17 protein-coding genes are annotated in these 20,992 nt (G+C 66.0%); 2 read left to right on the plus strand and 15 right to left on the minus strand.

Translation table 11 applies throughout. The features are described 5' to 3' along the window. Positions 1–12: 12 nt before the first annotated feature. The 14 genes from KF688_10825 to KF688_10890 form a co-directional block, all read right to left on the minus strand. Positions 13–1,473, minus strand: coding sequence for a hypothetical protein (locus KF688_10825; protein MBX3426163.1), 1,461 nt, complete (start codon positions 1,471–1,473; stop codon positions 13–15). 749 nt (positions 1,474–2,222) lie between these two features. After that, positions 2,223–2,861 (minus strand): class I SAM-dependent methyltransferase, encoded by a 639-nt coding sequence (locus KF688_10830; GenBank protein ID MBX3426164.1) that lies wholly within the window; start codon positions 2,859–2,861, stop codon positions 2,223–2,225. Then, the gene (locus tag KF688_10835; protein ID MBX3426165.1) at positions 2,858–3,358 is read right to left on the minus strand and encodes a putative colanic acid biosynthesis acetyltransferase; all 501 of its coding nucleotides are present in this window, start codon (positions 3,356–3,358) and stop codon (positions 2,858–2,860) included. The genes KF688_10830 and KF688_10835 overlap by 4 nt, the downstream gene beginning before the upstream one ends. Before the next feature lie 221 nt (positions 3,359–3,579). Continuing rightward, positions 3,580–4,110, minus strand: coding sequence for an acyltransferase (locus KF688_10840; GenBank protein ID MBX3426166.1), 531 nt, complete (start codon positions 4,108–4,110; stop codon positions 3,580–3,582). A gap of 134 nt (positions 4,111–4,244) precedes the next feature. After that, on the minus strand, positions 4,245–5,390 hold the full coding sequence (locus tag KF688_10845; protein ID MBX3426167.1) for a glycosyltransferase: 1,146 nt from the start codon (positions 5,388–5,390) through the stop codon (positions 4,245–4,247). Continuing rightward, positions 5,387–6,607: a glycosyltransferase gene (locus KF688_10850; protein ID MBX3426168.1), complete on the minus strand. Its 1,221-nt coding sequence runs from the start codon at positions 6,605–6,607 to the stop codon at positions 5,387–5,389. Before KF688_10850 ends, KF688_10845 begins: the two co-directional genes overlap by 4 nt. Continuing rightward, positions 6,604–7,863: a polysaccharide pyruvyl transferase family protein gene (locus KF688_10855; GenBank protein ID MBX3426169.1), complete on the minus strand. Its 1,260-nt coding sequence runs from the start codon at positions 7,861–7,863 to the stop codon at positions 6,604–6,606. Before KF688_10855 ends, KF688_10850 begins: the two co-directional genes overlap by 4 nt. A 70-nt stretch (positions 7,864–7,933) precedes the next feature. Further along, complete coding sequence (locus KF688_10860) at positions 7,934–9,238, minus strand: hypothetical protein (GenBank protein ID MBX3426170.1); 1,305 nt, start codon at positions 9,236–9,238, stop codon at positions 7,934–7,936. Next, complete coding sequence (locus KF688_10865) at positions 9,235–10,494, minus strand: glycosyltransferase family 4 protein (protein ID MBX3426171.1); 1,260 nt, start codon at positions 10,492–10,494, stop codon at positions 9,235–9,237. The genes KF688_10860 and KF688_10865 overlap by 4 nt, the downstream gene beginning before the upstream one ends. Further along, positions 10,491–11,219: a sulfotransferase family 2 domain-containing protein gene (locus KF688_10870; GenBank protein MBX3426172.1), complete on the minus strand. Its 729-nt coding sequence runs from the start codon at positions 11,217–11,219 to the stop codon at positions 10,491–10,493. The genes KF688_10865 and KF688_10870 overlap by 4 nt, the downstream gene beginning before the upstream one ends. 45 nt (positions 11,220–11,264) lie before the next feature. Further along, complete coding sequence (locus tag KF688_10875; GenBank protein MBX3426173.1) at positions 11,265–12,164, minus strand: sulfotransferase; 900 nt, start codon at positions 12,162–12,164, stop codon at positions 11,265–11,267. A gap of 9 nt (positions 12,165–12,173) precedes the next feature. Beyond that, positions 12,174–13,562, minus strand: a complete 1,389-nt coding sequence (locus tag KF688_10880; protein MBX3426174.1) for a hypothetical protein — start codon at positions 13,560–13,562, stop codon at positions 12,174–12,176. Next, a complete protein-coding gene (locus KF688_10885) occupies positions 13,562–14,014 on the minus strand; it encodes a hypothetical protein (GenBank protein ID MBX3426175.1) in 453 nt (150 codons plus the stop codon). Before KF688_10885 ends, KF688_10880 begins: the two co-directional genes overlap by 1 nt. Then, the gene (locus KF688_10890) at positions 14,004–14,654 is read right to left on the minus strand and encodes a KOW motif-containing protein (protein ID MBX3426176.1); all 651 of its coding nucleotides are present in this window, start codon (positions 14,652–14,654) and stop codon (positions 14,004–14,006) included. The genes KF688_10885 and KF688_10890 overlap by 11 nt, the downstream gene beginning before the upstream one ends. Positions 14,655–15,308: 654 nt before the next feature. Here KF688_10890 and KF688_10895 point away from each other — a divergent pair. Continuing rightward, complete coding sequence (locus tag KF688_10895) at positions 15,309–17,675, plus strand: autotransporter-associated beta strand repeat-containing protein (GenBank protein MBX3426177.1); 2,367 nt, start codon at positions 15,309–15,311, stop codon at positions 17,673–17,675. A gap of 764 nt (positions 17,676–18,439) precedes the next feature. Beyond that, entirely contained in the window at positions 18,440–19,543 is a 1,104-nt protein-coding gene (locus tag KF688_10900) for a hypothetical protein (GenBank protein ID MBX3426178.1), read from the plus strand. A 153-nt stretch (positions 19,544–19,696) separates the two neighbouring features. Here KF688_10900 and KF688_10905 read toward each other — a convergent pair whose 3' ends face one another. Next, positions 19,697–20,875 (minus strand): DNA-binding transcriptional regulator, encoded by a 1,179-nt coding sequence (locus KF688_10905; GenBank protein MBX3426179.1) that lies wholly within the window; start codon positions 20,873–20,875, stop codon positions 19,697–19,699. Positions 20,876–20,992: the final 117 nt, after the last annotated feature.

The following is a 20,992-nucleotide window of genomic DNA, read 5'->3' on the forward strand; positions in this document are numbered from 1 at the left end:
TGGCAGCGGAGATCAGTGGTGAAGCGCACAAGTGCGGAACTTGGCAGCAATGCACTGAGTCCTGAAGAATCTCCGACGGCGGACCAATTTCGTCGCGCAGCCGCTGGCGAGCGTCAGCAAGATGTGCGTCCGTGGTTCAGGGACGCCTGCGGCGCCCGGAAGTGCGTCGAACGCCTCTGGCCCATACTGGCGTTGCCATACGAGGAAATCGCTGCCGGAGACGACTTGATCAAAATTCGCATCGCCATCCGCAAGGGCGGCAGGCATTCCTGTGCCGAAGCGATTTTGCCACGTCGCCAGATCGACGGCGTCGACCACCCCGTCGTCGTTGAAGTCAGCCAAGTCGCCCCCGTCCCAAGATCCCTCGGCGGTCAAGATCCGCGGCATTGTGATATCAGCCCAACTCGCCGCGAGACCAGCCGTGATCTGTGCGCCGGCGGAAGTCAACGGGGTGACGCCGTCGGCAAAGGTGCCATAGTAAACAGTTCCGTCGCTTCCTGTGACCTGGGCAAGCGGATTGATGCGAAAGTCGCCGGCCAGCGGATCGCCGAGCCAAAACTGCGAAAGCTGAGCCGGAGTGAGGTAGACGCTATTAGCGTCTTCGCCAGTCGCCGATTGCCAAGCGGCCAGCGTGTTGTATATCGTCGCTCCAAAGCGGCAGCGGAGGTCGGCGCCCGTGCCAGTCGAGGCTCGAGCGCAGAAGATGTTGAAATCGCCCGAGTACGATCCTCCCAGAGCGTCGATCTGATACGTGTTCGGAGATCGCCCGACGAAGACGGAACGGTGGACCGAAAGAACGCCGCCGGCCGGATTGTTAAGCATGACCGGGCGACCAAAGCCGCCGCTGCTGTCGATCACCGCAAATGTGCAGTTGCTCAACTCCAGGGAACCGGAGTATCTCAGCAGTTCCACGTTGTTGTTGACTGTTGCGTCGACGGCGAAGAAGCAGTTGTCGACAGTAGAGCTTCCAGTCGCCTGCAGACGCGACGCGCCTCCGCTTGCTGCGAACTCGACTTGAAGATCTCGCGCCGAGAAGGTCGTCGTATCGCTTCCCACGCTGAATACGGTGTGAGCCTTGCGATGGGTCCCGCCTTCAACGGTCGTGACAATGCCGCCCCCGTATCCGACGCTGAACTGGCCGGAGGTTCGTGTGCGTTGAAACGCAATGGTCTCAAACGAAGGCCCGCTGGCATCATGCACCGCAAATGCCGAGAAATTGGGGCCGAGTGCGTCGCCGTTTTGTTGCACGAACGTGCAGTCGGCAAACGTGCCGTGATAGCCGGCCGCCTCATTGCGGAAGTTGACCAAACCGCCGGAGAAGCCTGCCGAGTAAACGCTCAGTGCGTCGCCGACGACGACTCCGGAAAAGTGCTGGGCGAAACCATGATGCTTGCCGCCGCCGTAGGCTTCGCTGTCGGTGATCGTCCCTCCGTCGGTTCCGTTCCAGGCTTCCAGGCCGCCGTTGTTGAGCATAGCTCCGCGAACGTAGATTCCGTCAATGGACGCGGCGTTTCTTACCGCTGCCTGTCGCACGGAGATGCGCAGACTCCGCGAATTTTCGTTTGGATCGCCGCCGTCGTTCAGATGGACCACAACGTCGACTGGGCTCGCAAGAGCGTTAGGCGGTGCGAAGTAAGTCCCCGGCGTGGCCTCGCATTCCTCTGCTGTCTGAACCCTGCGCAGGAGCACGCCGTCGTCGAAAGCCATAACGCCGTAGGATTGGGAGGTCGTCTGAATTGGGACGGAGGCGGCAAACACGCCTCCTCCCAGGCCTTGCCACGATTCGACTCGCTCAGTTGCATCAATTGCCGGGCGGGGACCTTCGCCGTACGCAGTGAAATTCAGCCCCACGACTGCAGAGCCGATCGACTCACGCCAGATTCCCCCGCGGCGCAAAGCAATTGTGTCGCCCGGCGATGCCAGCGCTTCGGCGGCCGCCAGAGTCCGCAAAGCCGAAATGCGTGCCAAGCCATCGTTGGCGTCGCTGCCAAAGGGTGAGACGTAAAACGTTGCGGCGTGCAGAGAGTTGAGCTGCACGAGGAACGCGATGAGAACGAAAAGAGCACGACGAAACCGGGCCAGGTGACACTCCGAGTCGAACCGCATTCTGACTGCTATCGCCGTTGTTCGCTGGGAGCAGTTGTCACGATGCCAGTATTGCAGGTGCAACATATGCAGAAATGCTAAGTTGTCCGGATGCAGATCGCGGGGCCCAAACGCCATTATGACCCTGCTCTCTCCGCTACGGCAATCATCGACTTGGCCAACGGGGCGAAGCGGCCGACGCGGAGGAATCGTACGCGGGCGAACCCGGCTTCCTGCAGCAATTGCGTCAGCGTCGCGATCGACCAGAACTTGATGTGCCCGTGATCCCACAACGCGGTGAAGTGACGGTCCATGGCGCCGGTCGCCGCGAGGGCCAAGTTCTTCAAGTAACCGTGATACGGCGTCGAGACGATCGCGATTCCCCCCGGCTCGACGAGGGAGAACAGCGTCGCCGCGTAGTCGCGCGGAGCGTAGACGTGCTCGACGACCTCCAGGCTGATCGCCGCCGGAAACGTTCCGTACCGCGCGGCCAGGTCGTCGTAGGCCGAGCCTTCCTCAAGTCGCAGTTCGGGGTAGCTGGCCGCGGCTTGCCGGATTCCCTCGGCCGACGGATCGACCCCGGTCACGTCGTATCCCAGCGAGGTCAAGTAGGCGGCCACCGAGCCGTTGCCGCAGCCCAGGTCGAAGACCCGCCCCGGCGCGGCGCCGAAGCGGGCCGACAGTTCGCTTGTCAGCGCCGGCAGCAGGTATCCGTGGGAATGGTTGCTATTGGCGTCCGCATAGCGATAGCCGCCGATGGCGCTGGTTTGTTTCATGGCGACGGGGCGTCCTCGGGTTGAGCGGGGCGCATCAGGCGGGGTTTGATCGGTCGGGCCGGGTTGCCGCCGACCACGGTCCAGGCGGGGACGTCCTTCAGCGCCACGGCGCGGGCGCCGACGACCGCGCCGGCGCCGACCGAGACGTTGGGCCCGACGAAGGCGTCGGCGCAGATCCAGGCGTCGGACCCCACGACGATCGGGGGCTTCCGCAGCGGCAGCAGCGGGTCTTCGTAATCGTGCGTCCCGGCGCACAGGTGGGCGCGGTGCGACACGGTGGCTCGGGCCCCGATGGTCACGAAGCCCAGGTTGTAAACGAGCGCGTCCTCGCCGATCGCCGCGTCGTCGTCAATCGCCAACTGCCACGGGTAGTAAACTCGCGCCGACGGATAAATGTGCACGTTGCGACCGACCCGGGCGCCCAGTCTCCGCAACAACCACCGCCGCCAGCCGAAACAAGGCCGCGGGCTGAACCGAAACAGCGGCCAGCAGGCCATCCACAGCACCCGGCGCAGTTGCTCGGTGCGCGTGTACTTGCGGGCCGAGCGATTGCCGCCGACGTCAAGTTGTTGCGATTTCGGTGCGGTCATGCCGTGGGGGGATGGACTTGCGAAAATCAGGCGACGGGCTTTGCGGAAGGGCGCCCGGCTCGGTCGGCCTCCGTCGCGACCGCGCGCGGGGGACGGAGGCCGACGTTCGCTCGAGCGATCGACATCGGTCAGATGTGATTGCGAGTCATGTGGTACGACGCCGGATTGCCGCGGACAATGCGGCTGTTCGCTACGCTGCCCGCCACGACGCTGCCGGCGAGGACGATCGCCGCGGCGCCGACCTGGACCCCGGGGAGCAGGATCGCTCCGGGGCCGATCCACGCGTCGGCGTCGACGTCGATCTGGGCGCTCAAGGGGGGCGCTGCCGACACCGGGCGTCCGCGGCGCGGAATCGACGGGGTCGAGGAGAGGACTTGCGCCCCCGGGCTGATGATCGCCCGGTCGCCGATGGTCACCCCGCCGGCGGTCATCAGGCGGACCCCCGCGCCGATCTCGACGTCGTCGCCGATTTCGAGCCGTTCGGGACAGTCGACGGTCACGTCCGGGGCGATTCGCGCCCGGCGGCCGACCAAGGCCCCGGCCGCCCGCAACGACTCGACGTCGTAGGGCCGGCACAGGGCGCCGGCAGCCGGGGGGACGGCACGGCTCGGCTCGGAGGCGGAATCCACGTTCGTCATCGCAACGGCTGGTTCAGTCACGTAGGTCTCCTTGCGAAGTGCGAGAGTTGCCGGCGGGTCGACGCTGCTCGACCACCGCCGGCCATTATCCCGAACGCCGCAGGAAGATTCGACAACGATTTTTGGGCCACTTTCCGGCGACGACTGTATGCGGTTCACTTGGTGCAAACCCATTCAGGGGCAGGACCCCCGCCGAGGACCCACTGGTACGTGGCGACGAATTGCCCGGCGATCCTGGGCCAGGCGAATCGCTCCTCGACGAGCCGCCGACCGCGGGCGCCCGTCGACCGCAGATCGGCGGGCGACAGGCTCGCCAGCGTTCGCAGCCCCGCGGCGATCGACTCGGGACGCGGTTCGATCCGCAGCGCGGCCTCGGCCGCGAACATCTCGGGGAGGTTGCAATGGTCGGTGATCAGCAGGGGAAGGCCGTACGAGCTCGCTTCGAGCGCTGCCACGGGGAGCCCCTCGCTGTGCGACGGGAGGATGAACGCGCTCGACGCGCAGATCAGCTCGTGCTTGTCCCGGCCGTACTTCGGGCCGACCAGATCGACGCTGTCGGCGATCCCGGCGTCGGCCGCCTGCCGACGAAGTCCGGAGAGCATGTCGGCGTCGTCGGCGCCGGCGACGACCAGCCGCCATTCGCGGCGTTCCGTCGCGCTGAGGGACGCCCAGCCGGCCAGCAGTTCGTGCAGCCCCTTCTTCGGGTGAAGCCGACCCAAGAACAGCAATTGTCGCGGCCCGTCGGCGAGCGGCGCCGGTTCTTCGGGCAGGTTCACCCCGTTGGGGATCACCGCGACCGGGTTGCAGAGCCCCATCGCTCGGGCGCTGTCGCGCTCGGCGTCGCACAGCGCATGCAAGCAAGCCGCCCGGCGCAGATGCCGATTCTCGTAGAGCGCCAGAGCCAGTCGCTTCTTCCACCGCGACAGGCGGAGGGCCCAAGGGTCGATCATGCCGTGGGGCGAGACGAGGTAGGGCTTTCGCGTCGCCCGCTCCCATGCCGACACCGAGGCCGACAGAAGTTGCCACAAGCCGTGCGTGTGAACGAGGTCGGGGGCCAGTTCGACAAGCGTCTCCCGCAGTCGGGGCGCGTAGCCGAGTCGGGCCGGTCCGACGACGGGACTCAGCCGGGGTCGGACCGCCGACCACGCGGCCAAGTCGGCCGACGCATGGTCGTCCTCGAGCGAGGCGACCCCCAGCTCGACGTTGCCTGTGGCGGCGAGCGCCTCGGTCAGATCGCGCACGGCCGCCGCGACGCCGGCGCCGCTGCGGGAGATCGACCCGGTGACCAACGCGACCTTCATCGGGGGGCGACTCGCAACGCCAAGCGGGTCAGGGCGCGATCGAGCAGCCGCGACCCTCGCGCTCGGGCCGTCAGCGACGCCTCGGCGGCGCGCAGCAAACCGCGGGCGAATCGGTCGGGCCCCCACTGGTCGACGATCCGCCGGCTGGCGACGGCCATGTCTTGGAGCCGGGCGTCGGGAAGCCCGCTGATCCGCAGCAGCACCGTGGTCATTCCGGCGACGTCGTACGGGTCGAAGGTCCAGCCGTTCACTCCTTCGTGGACGAGATCGGGCGCGCAGCCGCAGCGGTCCGAAACGAGCACCGGCAGCCCCGAGGCCATGGCCTCGTTGACGACCAATCCCCATTGTTCCGAAGTGCTCGCCTGCACGTACGCGCCGGCAAGTCCGTAGTACGCCGGCATCTGGTCGTAGCCGGCGAACCCGGGAAACAGGGCGGCCTCGCCAAGGTCGAGCCGCTCGGCCTCGGCTTCGAGCGCGGGACGCAACTCGCCGTCGCCTGCGATCACAAGCTTCCATGCCGCCGAGCCCGCTTGCCGCCGGTACTCGGCGTAGGCCTGCAGAAGCCGGCTGAGGTTCTTCTTGGCGATGAAGCGGGCCGCGGTCAAGAAGTATCGCTCGGGGAGACCCAATTCACGGCGAATCCGGGGGGCGTCGGTGCGAGTCTTCTCCAACTCGGCGGCGAAGTAGTCGTTGTCGACGACGTCGTACCCCGGTTCGATGCGGTCGGCCGAGACGCCGAGCTTGGCCACGTACTGCCTATGGCGCGTGCCTCCGACCAGGGCCGCGTCGAACTGCGAGACGATCCGCCGCTTGACCCACTCGCGAACGGTCTTGCGACGGAAGTCGATTTCGGTCGTCGCGGACAGAAGCACGCGCCCCGCGCCGCGGGTCGTCGCCCATTGCAGGGCGCCGAGCGCCTCGGGGACGGTCCAGCCGGGGATGGCGACGACGTCGGGCGCCGCGGCGTCGAGGGCCGCCTGCACCGCCGCGACGACCTCGCCGCCCGGCACGGAGAGAATGTTACGCCCCTTGAACAAGGTCGTGATTCCCAAATCCTCCTGCCGCTCGGCCCGCCAGCCGGCCACGTTCGTCGCGCCGAGTCCGTCGACGATTTCGATTCCGACCAGTTCGCCGCAGCCGGCGATCGCGCGCCGCGCGGCGACGTATCGCGCCAAGTGGTACCGCCCGAACACGCCGTAGACGAGGGCGACGTTCATCGGTTTCGCCGCGTCGCCGTCTCGGCGACGGCGTCGAGCAGGATGCGGCGGAACTCGCGCCGCCCCTCGGCGCCGAGCGCGTCGACGCGGCGCTTCGCCTCGGCGAATCGCTCCCGGTTTTGCGGGTCGAGTGCGAAGTCGATCTTGGCGCGAAGCTCCTCGGCCGTGAAGTCGGCGATGTCGACCACTTGGTCGCCGAGCCCCGCCATCTCCATCATGCCGCGGGTCTTGGGCAAATAGGCGATCGCCGCCAGCGGGGCGCCGGTCTGCAATGCAAATACGTTCGAGTGCATGCGCGAACCGAGGAACGCCAGCGAGCGGCCGATGATGCCGCGCATGATCGGGGGAGGATAGTTCGTCTCGTCGACCGCCACGGCCTCCGGGGCCAGCCGGTGCAATTCGTGCATGGCCGATTCGTCGCCCGGGGTGCCGAACCCGGCCTCGACTTGCTTGAGGACGAGCGTCGATACGCCGTGCCGGGCGCGCAGTTCACGGGCGACCTGGGCGACGTTGGCCAAGTACGCGGCCCGGGCCTGTGCGGGGGCGTTCGAACCCGGAAAGTACCAATCGAGCACCGTCGCCGCCAAGAATCGTCGAGGCTCCACGCCGAGCTTGGCGAGCGCCGCTTCGGCTCCCGCTTCGTCGACTCGATTGTCGTAGAACGCCATGTCCGGCAATTGCTGCACCAACTCGTCGGGCAGCTGCAACTCGTCGCGCACGATCCGCTCGGAGGCCGACTCGCGGACGATCACCCGCTGCGTCCGGCGCAGCAACTTCGCCGCTCGGCGCCGCCAAAAGGGGGAGTGAAACGGCCCGATGCTTTGCGGCGCCAGGATCACCGGGGCGCCGCTGGCGACTGCCATCTGCAGGTGAGCCAGATTGCTGACGATGCTGGGATTGGAGTCCTCCAAGTAGCCCCCCGGACAGGCGACGACCAGATCGAGATCGGCGAAGCAGGAAGCCCGCCCCCCGGCGCCCCGCGGAAGGAAACTCGGCCTCACGACGTTTCGCCACACGCCGACGAGCAAGCCAGCGACGTTGTCCGCCCGGCGGCGGAGTCCGCCGCGCGAAGACGTGCCGTACTGCGTGCTCCAGCGGACCTGCGGGAAGTAGCGCGCTTGGCTCGCCGGATCGCGGCAGATCCCCAGCAGCTCGGCCCCGGGAAAGGCGTCAGCCAGGGACTGCAGCAGCGCGTCCAGCAGCATCCAGTCGCCCTTGTTCACGTAGCCGAAGACGTGCGTCACGAGAATCCGCATCCGGCGTTCCGCAGTGCGCTCTCGGTCCTCCGGGGGAGCGCCTCCCGCCGTCGTGCGGGTGTCGTCGAGTTCAGGAATAGCTGTAGACGACGGCACGCGCCGGTTCCTGTCTTTGTCGGGCCCAATAGAGCAACGGGACGACGAGAATCGAAATCATGACAATCCGATTGACGAACATGTGCGTACTGTGAGCGATGCACCAGAGCGAGGGGATCAGCAGCGAGATGTAGAGAATCTGCGCCGAAGGCCACCTAAGCATGGCCGAGTTGTAAAGCCCGCGCATGAAGTAGGCGACCAAGAAGAACTTGAACGCCCCGAAGTACCAGAAGGATTCGTACGCATCGGCCACGCCCGTCTTCGAGGCGCCGTTGTAGAAGGCGTACATTTGGTACGCTGCGCTGTCCTGACGAAAATGCCCCGGGTTGATCATCAACGACTGCTTGAACTCGTGGCCGAGCAACTGCCCTGGAACGAACCCGAACACCAAGGCGTTCCAGTGCGAGATCCCGAAATCGAAAGAGCCGCTTTCATCGACCATTTGGATCGCCAGGCAGCAGCGGATTCCCTCGCTCGGCTGCTCGGCAATCGAATGCTGGACGCCTTTGAAAATCTCGTCGACGGTGAGCTTTTCGAGATTGAAACTCGTACTGCCCAAGAGGCTCGACTTCAGTCCCTCGCCGTGCGAGAGACTGCGGCGGTAGACCGAGATCGACAGCAGCAAGACGATGCCCAACGCAAAGCCGCCGACGATCATCGGCCGGGGGAGCGTCTTGCGCCGCACGAGCCAGTACGAGCAGAGCAACGTCACGCCAATAAATGCAAACTGACTGCGTCGCCCGCCGAAGATCGCTTTGTCGGCGAGGAGCAGCAGTCCGATCAACACTGGCGGCAGGAACTTGCGATCGCGCGATTGCAGGTAACCGATCAGCGAAGTGATCAAGCCGTAGTGAAGCAACTGCGAGAAGAATTGGAGAATGGTCGATGAACCCGTCCACTGGCCGCGACGGAGTTCCGCCTGCTCAAGATTGCTCAAAGCGAACATCATGACGACCCCGACGATCGTCAAGAACCAACTGACGGCGACTAACTTCTGCGGCTCGAAGCGCCATTCCGCTGCGCGGATTCCCTTATTGTTCAATCCGTAACCGAGAAAAATTGCGCCCAGACAAAGAACCGCCGTCGTCGCCGCTTCCTGGATGGCAGCAGGCGAAATCCCCTGGACCTGCGACGCTCCGTACAACTGCGGCAAGATAAAGCCGCCGAACAGCAGACTGCAAAGCGTGGGGAGTTCGATCAGACCCTCCGGCCGGCGCAGGCCCCCGAGCAGCCCTGCGACGCAGCAGACGCCTAGCACCGCGAGCATAATCTCGGTCATGGCCGGGTCGCCCCCGCGAAGCGCGACTGGAAACAGTCCAGCAAGGCCTTGCCGTAGGCCTGCAGATCGTACTCCTGCCCGCGAATCGCCGCCGAGCGTGACATGCGCGCCAGCAAGTCGCGATCGCCGGCCAAGCGCCGGATTGCGCTGGCGATCGCCTCGGCGTCGCGAATCGGGACGATGAAACCGTCCTGACCGTCTCGCACGACGCTGCCGGTGTTGGGCGTGCACACGACCGGAAGCCCGGCCGTCAAGGCCTCGTACGTGACGGTCGCCGATCCCTCGCAGAGCGACGGGAGAAGAAAGACGTCGGCCCAGGCCAAGTGCTCGATGACTTCGCAGCGCGGGACGGGACCCCGCAAGTCGGTCGTCGCGGCGATCTCTCGTCCCGCTTCGGGCGACGCGGCCAACGGGCCGACGACCCGAAACTCGGCGACGTCGGCCGCTTGGCGCGCCGCTTCCATCACGTATTGGGTCCCTTTTCTCAGGCCCACGGCGCCCAGCGTCAAAACTCGCAGCTTGCCGCGGCTGAAATCGGTCCGTTCGCAGCGGAATGCGCCGTCGACCCCGTAGGGGACGGCTTGGTACCGCTCGACTGGCCCGCCGCAAGCGCGGAGCGCGTCGCCCACGAACTCCGAACCGCCGACGATCAAGTCGGCGAGTTCCCACTCTCGCTCGAGGCGATCGTAGCTCCGATGCACGGCAGGAGACTCGACGACAGGCCGTTCCCAGTGGGGATAGCGGCGCTGCTCTTCGGCGAGAATTCGCAAGAGAAATCGTCGCGGCGCGTTGGTTTGCTCGAGGACGGTGAACAGGCCTTGCGCGCGGGCCGCGCAAAGAATCTCGAGCCCGCCGTAGTTGAAGCAGTATGCCGCCGAAGCGTCGCGGAACCCGCCGTCGACGACCCGTCGACAAAACTCCGTGGCGAATTTCATGCCGCCGACGAGCGTTTCGTCGAGGTCGCCGAGTCTCCGGTCGCGCGCGTGACGGTACCCCAGGTTCGTAAACGCGGTGACTTTGTCCGCGGGGATTCCGCTTGGGTCGCGGCTCAAGAGCCGACGCAACGAGGCGGGACGCCACGACGCGGGCAGGGCGTGGAGGAGGCGGGGCCAGCCTTTCGTCGCACAAATGTCCGTATACAAATGCGCCAGCATGCCGGACTTCTGCAAGATTCGAGGCACCGCATAGTGCATCCGGGCGCCAATCTGCGCGACGACGACGGTCAGAGGTTCGAGAATTTCGGCCGCGACTGTCACTGCTCGCCTCCCGCCCGACCGACCAGAGCTCGCTCGTTGAAGACGTAGCCGAACAGGTCGACGTCTTCCTCGAAGATTCCCCCGATGAACGCTTTCAAGTCCCCGTCGTAGTATTCCCGGTAATCCTCGCGTCCCGTCGCGCTTCCGATCCGCGGCAAATCGACCGATTGCACGCCGAGGCGGGATAACTTGTGCAGTTCGTCGCCGAGCGCCTCGAACCGCAACAGCTCGTCCATGGCGATGCGCCCCGTCGAATCCCGCAAGAATGCAACTTGAGTTCGCTGGTGGGCGCGAACGTTGTGGTCCCGCGGGGGGCGATCGAGCCAGCCCCTCCAGAAGGCGTCGAAATCGGCTCGCGACGGCTCGCGGCTCCGATCGCGCCAATGGTGATACGTCGAGACCGCGCGGTCCCACGGATTGCGGCACACGGCGAACTTGAACGCTTCGGCCAACGTGCGCGGCGGCACGAGACCCAACAACTCGATCTCCTGCAGCGTGCAATGCTGGGCGCACAGACTGACGTCGACCGTGCCGAACAGCCGCTGCGAGGCCTTGCGATCGGCGAACTTGCGTTGGAGATACGTGCCGGCGCGCGCCGGAAAGCTGCGGAAGCGGTACGACGCCAACTCGGCTTTGTCGACCATGCCGAGCAGCGCCTCGATCGACTTCCCAGCATTCTTGGGGACGTGGATGAAGAGCAGGTTGCGATTAGGATCGTAAGTCATTTCGTCTTATCAACGACAAGTGCCGGCGCGTGCGGCCCGGCGGCTTCACGAGTTCCATTGTTGCCAGTAGCCGGCAGGCTTGTGCTGGTCTGCCAGCAACTCGCGGACGTCGTCGCCAAGTTTCGCTTTGACGAAGGCGAGAGTCTCGTCGTCCCAACGAGGTCGTTCCTCAATAGGTCGCTTCATATGACGCCTGACGAGACCGCGCCATGAGTTCGGAAGTCGGCTGCGAATGGCGCCGACGAGCGGCAATCGCCTAGCCAGGGACAGGACTCGTCCGTCGATCAGCTTTCCCGAAGAGACGTTCTCGGGACGATCAAGCCCCTGGAATTCAAAACCGGGGTCCAGCCCCAAAAATCGAAGTACGTCGGCAAGAGTCGGAGCGGGGGCCGCGATCATGTCCTCAAAAAACACGATCCGGATTCTGTCCGCCGGAAAGTGCTCGCGGTAACGACTCAATTGTTCATAGTATCGGGTGGAATCGATGAGAATCGACGATTCGTGGACAGCGCGATTAAAATCCGAAACAACCTCGTTCGAGCCGTTCGTCCGCAGTTCGATCCACAGCGACTCGATCCGTTTGACGGGCTCTCGGACGGCGTAAATGATTTTCGCATCGGGCAGGCAATCCGCAATTCTTGACGCCGCCTCGGGGTGCTGACGCAACGCCGAGCATCGCCAGCCGCCTGCGATAAAGACCTGCTGTCCCTCGTATCGAGGAAACAAAGTTGCGTAGTACTCGAGCCCCCGCCGGTACATCTGGTCGTTCGTGAAAAAAGCGATATCGTTGCCCGAGTAGACGTCGGGATGTTGATTGAGCTTCCGTTTCAAGAAGCTCGTGCCCGCTTTTGCCGCTCCGATGACGAACGTATTGGGAAGCATGTCAGTCCGAATCCAATGTGAAGGGTCGATTGCGTCGCGGCGCTGTGCGGGTTGCGAGTCCATCGTTTTCAATTAGCTGCGTCGCCCCGGAACAGGGGGGAGCATCACGTCGTGCAGGAACGTTCGCCACGTATCGCCGACAAGACTTAGCGAACCGCGAAGCACGACTCCGGCCAAGATCATTTCGGCTCCCAGCAGCGCGACCGCCGGACCGATCAATCCCAGGGCCCTTGTCAGCGGGACGGCGACAAGGCAGCTCGCGCCCATCCCGAACACGAAAAGCATCGCCAGCCGTTGATGAAGATTGATCGAGGTTGCGACGACGGAACTGGTGAACCACGTCGTTCGCATGAACACGGCCAGCAACAACGACGCCAACAGGGCAAGATCGCAAGTCACCTTGCCTCGGGTCCAGAATTGCAGCAGCCAGGGACCTGTGAGGCAAGCGAACGCCAGCGCCAGAGCTGAAACCCAAATTGCGTATCGACACGCTTGGCGATGGAGTCGCCGTTGGAGCGGTATGTCCGATTCGCCGTAGGCTCGAGCGAACTCAGGGCTGACGACGCGGTTGATGATCGACGTCAGTTGCGTAGCGATATTGGCGATCGTTCGGTGGGCGGAGAAAGCGACGGTCGCCGCAGGACCTGCAACTGCGGCGACCACTTGGATCATCCCTTGATTGTTCAGGGCATGTCCCAACGGCATGGCGGCCGAGGCGAAGGCGGGACTTACGAGTCTGCGAAGGACTTGCCCGTCGGCATGTCGAACGCCGGCGTGCAGCCAGGGGCTGTAACGCTTCAGCACGAGCATCGTCACGGCGTGCGCCGCCAGCCGAAAAACGGTTCCTAGCACCGCGGCTGCAATCATCGAACGGAACGTCAGGGCCCCGATCGCTTGGCCGATGAATTCGCTCGTCCGTTGCAAAGTGAAGCACAACGATCCGACGGCGAAGTTCCCGTCACAGCGGAACCCGGCGATCGCCAATTGAGACAGTACGCTCGACAACACGCCCACGATCAGGGCCGTGCCGATGACTCGAATTTCCGCGAGCGAGACCTCGACCGGCAACAGTGCAGGAAACGGCGTAAGCCAGAGAACCCCCAAGCCGACGATCAACGCGATTCCTGAAATCGCGGAAAGCAGCGCCCACATGCTTTGGTAGACGACGACGACTCGTTTTCGGTCGCCCCGTCCGGCGTCCATTGCCATCTCGTTGGCGGCAGCCGTCGCGAATCCCATTTCGCTGAGCGTCAGAAACGATGCCAACGAGGTCAGTGCCAGCCAGTGGCCGAACCCTTTCATTCCCCAGGCAGCGACAAAGGCCGGAAACGCGGCCAATTGAATGCTCGCCGATACGACTTGGCCGAAAAGCGCCGCTGAAAATCCGCTGACGATCCGCGCTCGGACGGAGTTCTGCGGGCTCGCAGGATCGGGATCAAGTTTGGAGGCTCCGGATTCCATCAGCGGTCGATTGTGAATCGCAGTAGGGACTCCTCGCTGTCGACGGCGTTGGCCCGGATGTTGCGAACCAATCGCTGGTAGGTCGTCGGCGCCGGCTCGCAGGCGAGCGACCGGGCGCCGCAGACGGCGCTTGCCAAGATCGTGTAGACGCCGACGTTGGCGCCCAGGTCAAGCAACAGGTCGCCCGGCCGCAGCAGATGGAGGACGAACGACATCTCGACGAACTCGTGCAGTCCGACGTAGATATTCCCCGTCGCGCCCTGCATGCTGCGTTCGACGACGAGCCGCGAATCGTTGACGAAGGGGTACTCGACCGGGTGTTTCAGCAGCCGGCTTCCCAACTGCCACCGCGCCCAGCGCGAGATGCTTGCCCGCCGGTGAAGCCGGCCGAGCGGGTGGTTCGCAATGAACTTCCAGGTGTTTAGCAACGACACGGCGGCGTCAACAATCACGAACGTTCGCGGGGGGCGCGGTCGCCACGAAATGCCCCTCGGCCACCTGATACTCAATCGTCCCCGGGCGCCAGTCGGCGGCGCCGGCGACCGGTTCGACCAAGTCGGGATGAATCTCGACGGTCGCCCCCGAGCCGAGCGCGGTGACGCCCAGGAACAGTTTCGACCGGTGGTCGGCGTTGACGACGGTTCCCTCGAGGCCCTTCATCGGTCCGCCGACGACCCGGACCCGGGCGCCGGGGACCAGCCGGGGGTGGAGTTCGAATCGGTCGGGGGCGGCTCGCAGCCCGAGTTCCAACGCGGCGATCTCGCGGCGGAAGCGGTCCTGCTCGCCGGGGGCGATGTCGACGTGCGTGACGATCCGCTCGGTCTTGAGCGCCGCGAGCCGCGTCGCCTCGTCGCCGGCGTAGAAGAGATAGGACGCGAACAGCGGGTAGAGATTCCGCCGCCGCCGGCCCCCGGAGGAGGTCTCGCGGAGCACCAGCGGCAGAAAATACGGGATCCCCCTGCGGCCGAGGTCCCAGGCGAGCGCCTTTTCCTGCCGCGGCTTGGCGTACGCGACGCGCCACGGGGCCGGTTCGTCGGCCAACGGGCCGGCGCCGGGGAGGGTCATCGGCGGGTTGTCGCGGAGTTTGAGCATGCGGGAAGCGGCGCGGCGGGCGGACGTTCGCGGGACAGGGGTCGGTCGGCGCGGACTCCGTCCACGTCGGTGCACGGCGCCGAGGTCGCGGGAAGGCCGGAGGTTGCTGCGGGCGGGACCTCGCGGAGGCCGTCCCAATACCGGGCCGGACAACGGTTCGCGAGCTGGAGGCGGGGTCCTGTCGACGGGGCGGGACTCGGGGAGAGTCGACGCCCCGACAGGCGTCTCCTGCTCGGCGACTGCGAGTTCGCAACCACGGGATTCCTGTCGCAGGAGTCCCGAGGGAGGCGGCCACTCAGTCGCCGGGCAAGAAGCTTCAGGTTAACCGCGCTCGTGCGAGGGCGCCAATCATTCGCTGGCGAAAACCTGGGCGCCGGAGGACGCTCAAGCGGGTCGACTGCCTAGATCCGGTGCAAGTCGCGCAATCGGACCGCGACAGCGAGGCGGATTGGCCTTGCGCGACGCGTTGCAGGCGATGCGCAATAACGAGATCGCACCTGCGGTTTTTGCAGGATTTTTCTGGACGCAACCTTTGCCGCGGTTAGATTAGGCGCATGCCGGTTCGCCGCGCTTGTCAGCGGCGGCGATCCGCCGCTTGTCTGTGAGTCGTCGCCCGAACTTCTAAGATCCTTCATCGTTGAAGCGAGTTGAGCCATGAATTGCCGGCGTGCGTTTCTCAGCGTCGCTGTGGTGCTCGGGTGTGCGGGGCAAGCCGCGGCGGCGGTTTGGTATTACGACACGAGCGCGACGCCAGGACTCGGCGGCTCGCCGGCGCCCGGCAATTGGGCCAGCGGCGCGGGGGGCGCGATGTGGTCGACCGATCCCACCGGCAGTACGGCGCCGGTCGTGACGGCCTGGAACTTGGCCGCCAACAACGACGCGATCTTCGACGGCACGCCGGCCACCGTCAATATTTCCAGCGGCGGCGTGACCGTCGGCGGCATCGATTTTCGCGCGACCGGATACACCCTGGGAGTTGCCGCAGCGCCGGCGGCGATCACTTTTGTTTCGTCGACCCGCAACGCGATCAACGTCGTCTCGGGCACGGCGACCGTCAACAATCCCTTCGTCGGTTCGACCGGTTACCAGAAAACGGGCGCCGGCACGCTCATTCTGACGGCGACGACCGGCCACACGATCACCGGCCCGGTGTCGATCACCGGCGGGACGCTGCAGCTTGCCGGTTCGGGCTCGATCGGCGGCACGGGGGTCGGTTCCGGTGACGTGACGATCGACGGCGGCACGTTCCGCAATAACGCGGGGGGTGTCTCGGCGACGTTCCTGACCGGCAATCGCGGCATCGTGATCGGATCCAACGGCGGGACGATCGACGTTCCCGGCACGGTCATCCAGATTTACACGAGCGGCAGCATTACGGGCCCCGGCAACACCCTGACGAAGTCCGGTACCGGCACGCTGCGCGTGACGACGCCGACCTCGATCACGTTTTCGAAGCTCGTCGTCACCGGCGGGCTCTACCAAGCGGCGGCAGACACCATCTTCGGCGCGGTTCCGGGAGCGGCGACGGCCGACGCGATCACGCTCGACGGCGGCGGCATCAGTTCCAACGGCGGATTCAGCTTTCACGCCAACCGCGGCATCACGTTGGGTGCAGCGGGCGGGACGATCAACACCTCATCCAGTTCCACAGTTCTGGGCAAGATCACAGGCGTAGGATCGCTGACCAAGACCGGCTCCAACATTCTGACCTTGTCGGGCGACAACGATTACTCAGGCGACACCAATCTGAACGTCGGCCGAATCAACTTCAACCATAACAACGCAGCGGGGACCGGAACGATCAACGTGGCGAACGCAGCCGGCATCGAATTCACGTCGACGGCTGTAGGCGTCAGTCTGGGGAACGAGATTTCGCTGGCGGGCGGCGCGAACACGGCCAAGTTCTACGCGACGAGCGGCAACTCGCTCACCCTCACCGGCAAGATCACCGGCGCCGGCGGCATTCTGCGCGACGACAACGGCGCCGGGACGCTCACCCTCGCCGGCGACAGCGATTTCACCGGCGGCGTCAAGGTCGTCAGTCGCGGGATTGTCGTCGGGCACAAGAACGGACTGGGGGCGGGCGTCCTGGCGCTTGGCGACGCAACGACCGCTCCGGCCAATCCGATTGCGATCTCCGCGTCGACGCCGCTGACCGGCGCGAGCGCCGTGGCCAATTCGGTGAGCGTGGCGCGCGATTTCACCGTCGCGGGTTCCAACGGGATCGAGTTCTCCGGACCTGTCGATCTCGGCTCGGCCACGCGGATCGTCACCGTCTCGAACACCGGCGACACGATCGTCTCCGGCGTCGTCAGCGGCGGCGTCGGGGCCGGACTGACCAAGAGCGGCGCCGGCGACTTGACGCTGACGGGCGCGAACGACTACTCCGGGCCCACCGTGATCACCAGCGGTACGCTCTACGCCAACAACAGCACGGGCAGCGCCACCGGAGAAGGGTCGGTCACGGTCGACGCCGCCGGGACGCTCGCCGGATCGGGCGCCGTGAGCGGGACGGTGCTCGTCAACGGAACCCTCTCGCCGGGCAACAGCATCGAGTCGCTTTCCGTCGGGGCTCTCACGTTGGCGGGGACCTCGAATTCCATTCTCGAACTCGACTCGAGCGGCGTCCCGCTCGCCGCGGCCGCCGACCTGATGAACGTCTCGGGCTCGCTGACGATCGACGCGGGGGCCAAGCTGACGCTGCTCGACGTCGCCCTCGTCAGCGCACCGTTCGCGCCCGGCACGAAGTTCACCCTGTTTCGCTACGACGCGAACGGCTGGAACGGCGAGACGTTCGACGGCCTGCCCGACGACTCGGTGGTGACCGTCGGCGCCACGATGTTCACGCTGAACTACAACGATCTTGCGGCCGGCGTCAATTTCGGCGGCGGCGCCGGCGGCGGCCATTACGTCACCCTGACGGCCGTTCCGGAAGCGTCGGCAATCTTGTTCGGCAGCGCGGTCGCACTCGTCGGCGGGACGACGATGCTCGTCCGCCGCCGCCGGCCGCGAGCGGGGTGAACCGCGGCCGGCTCGAGCGACTGACGTTTGCGGACGTCCGCCGTCGCTGAGTCTCGCGCCGCGAGAGTGATGCGTTCGCCCTTGTCTGCGGCGCGAGCGGAACGGGCCGAGCGTCAGACCGGACCTCGTCGACGCGCCGTCACGAGTCGGCGAGGAGTCGTCCCCGCACCTCTCTCCTGACGCTCGCGGGCTGAGGAGTCGACGCCGACGTCGTTCCGACGCAAATTGCCGTGGCGACGCAATCTCGAATCGCATTCGCCTTGGGGCTTCGCGCGACTCCGCCCCAGTGAAACCCAGCGGCCGCGAAGCGACGCTTCGGCAAGTGCGAGCCGCCGGCGACGGTCGTGATCAAGCCGGTTCGCCTGCGAACAGGGCCGGCAATTGCGTCGCAGTCGCCGACGTCGGTCGCCGGTTGAAACACTCCAAGGCGACCTGACGTCCGCTCCCAGGCGTGCGGAATTTCGAACGGTGTTTGCAAATCGCAAGCTCGGTCGCTCGGCCTCGGGAGATTAGGATGATCGTGGCCCGCCGGCGCGGGTCCCTTGTCCGCTTCCCTTTTCTGACAACCTCGACGACCTCTCGGTCAGGACGTGCGCGGGTCGCTCGCTGCGGCCTCGCATGCGAATCGTCGGCGAATCGTCGCCCTGGCCGCCGTTGTCGCCGAGGCAGACTCCGTCCGAACTTGCTCGCGGCGCTGCCGCGGCGACTGCGTGAATCAGAACGACGAAACCTGCCTCCTCTGGTCTCCTCAAGGGGTCCGCCTGATGTTCGCCACAGAATCCTCGGTGCGTTGGTTGCGTACGGCAGTCTGTCTCGCGGTATTCGCCTGGAGCGTCGACGTCGCTCGGGCGCAGACCAAGCGGACTGACTACGGGGGCGACGGCGTCACTTGGGAAGACGGAGCGAATTGGAGCCCCGACGGCGTGCCGATTTCGACCGACGACGCGTTCGTCAACCGCACGGCGAACGGCGGTTCGCTAAGCGTCTCGACCAACCAGACAGTCGATGATCTCGCCGTCAGCAACAAGAGCAACTCCGGGACGTTCGTCAGCGGAACCTCGACGCTGAACGTGCTGCCGGGCGCGACGCTGACGGTCGGGAGCACAAGCGGTTTTCGCATCGGTCATGAGCGACCTCTCGCCGACGGGGTCGGTTCGTCCGCCGGGGAGGTGATTCAGTCCGGCGGGACGGTTTTGATTCCCAACGGAACGAACGGTTTGCGAATGTCGCAGTCCCATGCCAACGCGGCCGAGTCCCTGTACCGAATCAGCGGCGGGTCGCTTCAAGCGGGCGCCGTCGGCGGAACCCAAACCCCGCTCAATCTGGGCGGAAGGTCGAACAACTTCGGCGTCGCCGAATTCCATGTCGTGGGGAGCGGAGCGACGTCGATCGTCTTCGGCGGCGACGCGGTCCTCGCGGGCAGCGAGACCGCCAGCGGCGGAATCGCCCGACTCCACTTCACCCTCGACGCGGCCGGAGTGACGCCGCTGGTGCTCGGCGACGAACTGCGGTTCGACGGGACGGGAACCAAACAGTTGGTCGTCGACATGATCGCCCTTCCTCCGCAGACCGACATCACGCTGATTAGGTCCAACCGCATTACGACCGCCAACTCGTCGCTGGCGCAGTTCACCGGCTTGCCCGACTTGTCGCCGATCTCGGCCACCTTCGGCCCTACGACGTACCATTGGCTGTTGGACTACACGGCGGGGGCGAACAACGGCGTGTTGGACTCGAGCGTCGTCCTGCGGTTCCAGTCCGCCGTCACGGCGGCGGTGCCCGAGCTCTCGTCGTTTTGCTTGGTCGGGCTGATCGCCTGCGGCGGCGCGTGGGCCCGTCGACGGCGGACGACTGCCGGTCGCCCGTAGCCGACGCCCGGCCGCGACTCGCTCGGGCAGATCTGGTTCCCGGTCTCGGCCAAGAGCCGCCGGCGGATCGGCCGGCCGCCGCCGGTCCAGGAGCGTTCCGCCCGCCGCAGGACGACGCCGAGCCCAGCCTCGGGGAGCTTCCCCGTCGCGAGGTCATCCGCGAGGGACGGCCTGGGCCTTGCGAAACGCCCCCGGCGTCGAGTTCGCGCACCGCTTGAAGGCCGCGGCGAACTGCGACGCGGATTGATAGCCCGTGAGCCGCGCAATCCGATCGAGGCCGTAGTCGGTGTCGCACAACAGCGCCTTGGCGCGGCTCATCCGGACCCGTTCAATCTCGGCGGCCGGCGAACGTCCGACCGCGACGCGAAATCGTCGCTCCAGCGTCGAGCGGCTGAGGGGAATGCGATTGAGCAGGTCCTGAACGCTCAGCCCGCCGCCGGCGTGATCGCGAATGAACGCGAGGGTCGCGGCGACGTCCTGATCCTCCACGGCGGCGACGTCGGAGGACTGGCGCTGGGCCAGCCCCTGCGGCGCGACGAGCACGACCTCCGCCGGGGGCGACGCTCCGTTCATGAGGCGGTCGAGCATCGCGGCCCCTTCGAAACCGATCCGGCGGGCGGCGGGGCGAATGCTGCTCAGCGGCGGGGCGGACAGTTCGCAGATGACCTGGTCGTCGTCCACGCCCAGCACGGCCGCTTCCTCGGGGACCGGAACGCCGCCCTGCGAACAGGCCTCGAGCACCTGCCGCCCCCGCACGTCGTTGCAGGCGAGCACGGCCACGGGCTTCGGCAAGCGGCGCAGCCACGCGCCGAGTTGCGCGCTTTCGAATTCGCCGCTGGCTTCGGACCGCAGCACCGTGACTTGGCCGCTTACCCGGCGAGGCGGTTCGTACGCCTGCCGCGACGCGGCGCGATGCTCCAGGTGCGCCAGGAAGGCGCGCCCGCGCTTGTCGGAGAAGTCGACGCCGGAGAAGCCGCAGTACGCGAAATGTCGGAAGCCGCGGTGCAGAAAATGCTCCGCCGCCAGGCGCGCAATCGCCTCGTGGTCGGCGTCGAACATCGCTCCGCGGGGGGGATGGAACGCGCCGCGCAAGTCGACCGTCGGCAGTCCCAGCCGCGCGATCTGTTCGGCGATCGGCTCCGACTCGATCCGCGCAATGACGCCGTCGCCTTGCCAGTCGGCCAGTCCGGCGGGCAAGCGTTCGCCCAGGCCCCGCTCGACCTGGAGCACCCGCCACCCCCCGTGCGCCCGCACGTAGTCGGCGACCCCCAGCAGGCAGTCGCGGCCGTAGGCGCGCGAACTCTCAATCAGCAGGATGACGCGCTTCGGCAAGGCCCTGGTCCCCGGACGGCGCGAAGAAACCGACGACAAGACGACAACCCGACGGCGGCCGGGCGGGGCCAAGCCGGCGTCAGCGTCAATTATGCCTCAGATCGCCGCGTGTGGTGA

This window comes from Pirellulales bacterium, assembly GCA_019636345.1.
Classification (GTDB): Bacteria; Planctomycetota; Planctomycetia; order Pirellulales; family Lacipirellulaceae.